Genomic DNA, 5,349 nt, shown 5'->3' with positions numbered 1-5,349 from the left:
TCTTGCAAAGCATGGGGAAGCAGCATTTGCTGATGCTGATCGTATGGAAGGTAGCTCGTCGTCATTTGACAAGTTTACCTCGTCACCATTCGGATTGCATCAGTTTCTGCCGCGCAGACTCCTAGCACGATCTCGTGCTGTGTCTGCGCCAGTGTCATCAGCGAGCCGCCGGAGGCGAAGTCGAAGGTAGCGCGGACGACAAGCACATCGATCCTTTCTCCCTCTGGGCCGGTTTGCTCGAACCAGAAATAGGGCACGCCTGAGTGGTTGGCGACGATGGCGCAGGGTGAATTCAGGCTGGCCAGTTCACGTGGGGGCCGCTGCATCATTGGCAGTCCTTACATTGCAAGTGGGTTTTACAGGCTCGCTGAAACAGCGTGCGGCACATGTCAGAAGCACGTGCCCGGACGCTCCCAAGACGGGTCGGACTCGTCGGTCCCCGGCGGTGACTTGGCCGTGCCTGAATTGAGCATCACGTCGTCGGGGCCGTCGATATGCACCTTGCTGCCCGTCTTGATATGCACCTCATTACTCTCCAGGTAGATAGCTTCCGTCGTCATCACAAACTTCGATTTCCCGCACACCAATTCGATTTTCTCGCCCGCCGACACGGCAATCGTCTTGCCAACAGTGGTCGTCTGGCTCTGGCCCACCATTGTCACCATCATGACGCCGACGTTCAGGTTGTAGCCCATGCCGACCGTTTCCACGCGCCCCATGCCGACATTCTGCATGTAGGCCATGCCGATCGTTTCGGTCTTCATCTTGCCGACATTAATCGACCAGTTCCTGCCGATCCTGTCCTTCTCGTTTTTACCGACGCTCTTGCTGCGGTTGACGCCGATGCCAAGCGTTTCATTCTTGCCCACGTCCTCGATCCGGTTAACGCCAACGCTGATCGTTTCGTCGTGATCGACCCGCTCCTTGCGGTTATGGTGAATAGTGATGCTTTCGTCGTTGTCTACAGTTTCAGTCCGATCGTGATGCACGGTCACCGTCTCATCCCGGTCGACCGTTTCAATCCGGTCGCGTTTGATCCGGGTAGTTTCGTCGCGGTCGACCGTCTTGCGCCGGTCATTGCCAACCCACTTGTCCTCGTCATGCTCGACCTCGGTCAACTGGTCTTTCTCCGCGTGCAGCCACAACTGCTCCTGACCTTTCTTGTCCTCGAAGCGCAAGGCATTGGCGTTCTCATAGCTGCCGCCCGGCGTCGAGCGCGACAGGATGCCGCTCTGGGTTTTATTCGCCGGCAGCGGCCATGGCGGCATGGTGTCCGCATTGGGCACCATGCCGGTGATGATTGGCCGGTCAGGGTTACCGTCCATGAACTGCACCAGGACTTCGGTACCGATGCGCGGAATCGACGTCATGCCGAAGTTGGCGCCGGCCCATGGCGTCGCCACCCGAATCCAGGCCGAGCTCTTCTCATCGCTGGTCCCCGCCCGGTCCCAGTGGAACTGGACGCGCACGCGGCCATATTCATCCGTATGGATCTCCTCGCCGACGGGTCCCACCACGGTCGCGGTCTGGATGCCGTGGATTTTGGTCTCCACGCTGTTGTGGTCGCGGCCGGCACGAAACGGGATGATCTTGCGGATGCACGTCACACTGTTTTCGTAGTGCGATTCCGCAGCGTCCTTGAGATGGTAGTTATTGCTGGCACTATGCCTGACCTCCGTGACCAGAAACTCGCGCGCCTGGGCATCGTCTGACATGTCGCTGGCATCGAAGTGACCGGTCAGCCGGAACCAGCGTCCCGGCATCAGGTAGCGGCAATTACCGCTACCTGCGAACTGTTTTCCAGCCACCTCCACTTCCTCCATGCGCAGTTCGGCAAGCGCACGCGCTCCGCCGCCAAAACCGAAGGCGCCGGTATATTCGTAGGATTCAATATTGAGGACGTCGCCCTGTTGGTTGACTGTCGGAAGCGACGTGGACGCCGGTCGGGGGGCCTTGAAATCGTACGATGCCAGTGCCACCGTGCCATGTACGATGTGCCGCACGGGCGACCATTCGGCAATGCCATCTTCAATCACGGAGCCACCATGACGCTGAAAAGGCACTTCCGGATCGCCGTCGATCGGCTCGGCGCAGGTGGAGTCGTCAGAGAACCAGCTTGTGGCCTGTAGCGGTATGCTCGAACCAATATACGATGCCCGCCGCGACCCAGCGCCGCTCCAGGAAATTGCGATCGCTTTCGTCGAACTGACAGCAGTCGGTAATCACAGCGGCAGCGCCCCGCACTCGCCAGTCCCACTCGGCCAGATTGCCGTAATCGCCGAAAATACTGGCGGTTTGCTGATACATGGTTGTGTAATGGAACAGGTAATTATCCTTGCGCATGCTCAGATATTGGTACCATGGGCAAAGTCTGGCTTGGTAGTATGAGATGCCGCCATCCACCGTCTTCAGACCGAAGCTGAACACGCAACCGGTGAAATAGCGCATGCTGCCATCCCTTCGTACCAGTTCTATGCACAGCATTTTGCCTTGCAGGTCTTTTAGAGCGATGTTGGGATCGTCCGAAAGCAGCTCGACGTTAAACTCAAACGGCCGCGAAAGGCTTTCTATCGCATCGAGCTTATTGACCAGTAGCTGAGCAGCGGGCGCGTCGTTCCTTGGAAACGACAGACGCAAGAGGCGCTTGTGCTGACGTCCACTGATGAGTTTTTGCAAGCCGGATAACGCTTTGGTCATAGAATTTCCTGGTCGATAAACACTGAAGATCCATCCCCCATCGCGCTGCAAAAACACGGCGCTGGAAGTGGTCAAAAGTGTTGGTATGGAACACACCGGAACGGTGTCAGGAACTTTAGCGGACTTATATTTGACAAACGTTGCGCAGGGGCAAGGAAAGCAATGTGCGGCGTACAAAAATATCTACCTGGAGCAGCGCGCACGGTGGAACCAGCGTCAATAACTGAATGCGATACGTTGAGGTGCTAAGGCAATTCAGGCATCTCGCGCCGGTCGAACAGGTTGCTCATGCCTTCCTGCACATGGTTGCCGATGAGGCACAAGAAATCGTCGTAGCCGCCCAGCATGCGGCCCGACTCGGACAACATCAGCGTCATGTGCCGGTTGTATGCCATGCCGATCACCAGCAGTTTTTCGTGTACGCGCTTCTCGTAGTCGCTGACCGTCTCGCGGCTGGTGTAGTAGATGGCCTGCGCCGGATCGAAGTCGATGCGGTCGAACACGCCCGCCACCCGATACGCCGGCATGTCGCCGCCAAGTCCGCCGAAACGCTGGAAGAAGCGCTTCGCCTGCGGGAACAGTGTGTAGCCGTCCGCGACCAGGCAAGCAAGGAAAGGCGCCGGATCGACTTCGCGATGGTCGGTCCATGTCATTTTTCTCAAAAAATCATAGGTGGTTTTTTCAAATTTCATCTGCATACCGTTGATTGCCCCCGTTACGCCAGCGTAACTTGGTTCATCACCGGACGTTCACCGGCCTTTTCCAGCAATCCCTTGAGCCACGCGCATTCTTGGCTGGTTCCAGTCAAAACGATCCCCGATTCATGCTTGAGCATGGCGTACGCCTCCATCAGCTCGAGCCCGAGGGCGTTGCGCAGCACCTTGACGGCATTGAATGCCGACTGCGCACGCCCCATCCGGACCGTCCACGTACCGTACGCCGCCAGCATGCGCGCGCGTGGTTCGGGCTGAAGAAATCCCCTGTCGTCGGACTCCCACTTCATGCCGCAGTAGCGGCAATCAAACGATTCCCAACTTCGCAAAGCCCCGTACACATCGCCGTAGCCGAGCGTGACAGAGGCCTCTCGGGAACATGCGGGACAGGTGCGTTCGTGCCTTAATGTGCCATGCGCGCACGGTTCCGCATCCACCGCAGCGCGGGCATTCTCGTTCATTGCTTCTCCTTCTGACCCAAAAAAGTCCCCTTCCCACACCCACCATATTGACACTGACATGTAAATGAATGCGTGTAAAACCCTGATTTTGACACAGTCGCCGCGCCGTATTGACCCTCCGCGCCCCGGACAATCAGGAAAACCGCACGCGGCGGTCCTGGCACGAAACTTGATATAGATCATCTACCTGCATGGGTTTAACTGTGGTGACATCGCGCTCGGCTTAAACCGGTCGGCGGCGTCCCGACCAACCTGACGACAGCAGCAACCGAGCAAGATAACGTCGATACGGAGGAAGTAATGCCAGACTATTCCAGCAAGTCCGAACTGCAAGCCGCAGTCACCCGCGCCCTGGGCCGGCGCAGCGGCAGCGAGGCCCTTAAAGCCGTCGCTTACTGGAAAGAAACCCGCACCTTCTGGGCACTCAAGCAAGACGGCTTCCTGAGCGAACACGAGATGGCGTCGCTGCGCAAGGAACTGGGGACGGCGCAGGTCTATCATGCCTGGCTCAACACCTGCAACATCGACTGGACCGCGACCACCGGCCTGCGTGCCCGCATGGTCGGCGTCTCGGCGCATCTGAACAAGATGACGCAGCCGGCCGACTGGCGCGGCCTGACTGCCGCCGCCAATTGCGACTGCAGCATCGACTGCGCGTTTGAAATGGAGCGCGTACCCGTCGATGATCCCATGGGCGACGCGCGCACCGTGCAGGCGGCCTGGTGGACATTCATGAGCGATATTCCGTTCGAACAGTTCGACCTCCCGATCCAGAATGCCAACCCGCTGTTCGGCTTGACGCAGGGACGGGCGACCTACTCAGCCTGAACGTAAAAGACCGGGCTTCTTGAACGGCGATCCCGGCTTGAGCATGTTTTCTCAACCGCGATCACCCTGCTCGTCCCAGTATGTCCGCACCAACTCATCGCCCTCGGCGGCGGTGCTGAAGTTCCGTAGCGAGAAGTCGACAGACACGCCAGGGAAATGCGCCATGATGTCCCGGCGTATCGAAGTCAAAAAGCCTTCGTCCATCAAGATGCTTACCTGCGCGTCGCCATCGCTGATCATCGGCAGCTGCGAGCGTAATAGCCGCAAGAAGGTGAACTCCTCCATGCGTGACAGTTCCCGGCGCAGATAGCAGAGCGCGCCGGTGTTCTCACCGCCGAGCTTGAAGGTTGCCCATCCATATCCTCTGCTGGCCGGCAACGCGGCGATCTCTTGATCGCTCAGGATCGGGTTTCCGCACAGCGAGCAGAGCGTGGGGTGGTCGGAAGTTTTCCCGCAAATGTCGCAAATTGCGCGCATATCGCATCCAGTGAGAATGGCGGTTCTCGGGTCTTAAAAGAAGACCGAAAACCCGGACGAAAAAAAAGCCCGCCGAAGCGAGCTCTAATCCAATGTATTACCAATGCTTTAATCGTGTCCCAGGCGCCCATGCTATCTGCGTGGTGCCCTGACGTGTAAATCGACTACCGTAT

At 58.1% G+C, this 5,349-nt stretch carries 6 protein-coding genes and 1 pseudogene; 1 reads left to right on the top strand and 6 read right to left on the bottom strand.

Annotation, left to right across the window (positions count from 1 at the left end; translation table 11 throughout):
• Window positions 1-74: 74 nt before the first annotated feature.
• The 5 genes and pseudogenes from F1609_RS33700 to F1609_RS33685 all read right to left on the bottom strand — a co-directional run bounded on the left by F1609_RS33700 (window position 75) and on the right by F1609_RS33685 (window position 3,871).
• Window positions 75-329, bottom strand: coding sequence for a hypothetical protein (locus F1609_RS33700; RefSeq protein ID WP_167082270.1), 255 nt, complete (start codon window positions 327-329; stop codon window positions 75-77).
• Window positions 330-389: 60 nt separating this feature from the next.
• Complete coding sequence (locus F1609_RS35535) at window positions 390-989, bottom strand: bacteriophage T4 gp5 trimerization domain-containing protein (protein ID WP_441294939.1); 600 nt, start codon at window positions 987-989, stop codon at window positions 390-392.
• A gap of 141 nt (window positions 990-1,130) precedes the next feature.
• Window positions 1,131-2,697, bottom strand: a pseudogene (locus F1609_RS33695) (type VI secretion system Vgr family protein); the annotation flags it as partial.
• Between the two features lie 245 nt (window positions 2,698-2,942).
• Window positions 2,943-3,389 carry an SUKH-3 domain-containing protein gene (locus tag F1609_RS33690; RefSeq protein ID WP_167082268.1) on the bottom strand — a complete coding sequence of 149 codons (447 nt, stop codon included), beginning with the start codon at window positions 3,387-3,389 and terminating at the stop codon, window positions 2,943-2,945.
• A 23-nt stretch (window positions 3,390-3,412) separates the two neighbouring features.
• Entirely contained in the window at window positions 3,413-3,871 is a 459-nt protein-coding gene (locus F1609_RS33685) for a hypothetical protein (protein WP_167082266.1), read from the bottom strand.
• A gap of 300 nt (window positions 3,872-4,171) precedes the next feature.
• Between F1609_RS33685 and F1609_RS33680 the strand changes: the two genes are divergently transcribed.
• Window positions 4,172-4,699, top strand: a complete 528-nt coding sequence (locus F1609_RS33680; RefSeq protein ID WP_167082264.1) for a hypothetical protein — start codon at window positions 4,172-4,174, stop codon at window positions 4,697-4,699.
• Window positions 4,700-4,750: 51 nt separating this feature from the next.
• Here F1609_RS33680 and F1609_RS33675 read toward each other — a convergent pair whose 3' ends face one another.
• Window positions 4,751-5,176 (bottom strand): hypothetical protein, encoded by a 426-nt coding sequence (locus tag F1609_RS33675; protein ID WP_167082262.1) that lies wholly within the window; start codon window positions 5,174-5,176, stop codon window positions 4,751-4,753.
• Window positions 5,177-5,349 lie beyond the last annotated feature (173 nt).

The sequence above is a fragment of the Massilia aquatica genome (assembly GCF_011682045.1).
Taxonomy (GTDB): Bacteria; Pseudomonadota; Gammaproteobacteria; order Burkholderiales; family Burkholderiaceae_D; genus Telluria_A; species Telluria_A aquatica.
The sequence above is the reverse complement of the archived record's forward strand: the minus strand, read 5'-3'. Positions and strand labels throughout refer to the sequence as shown.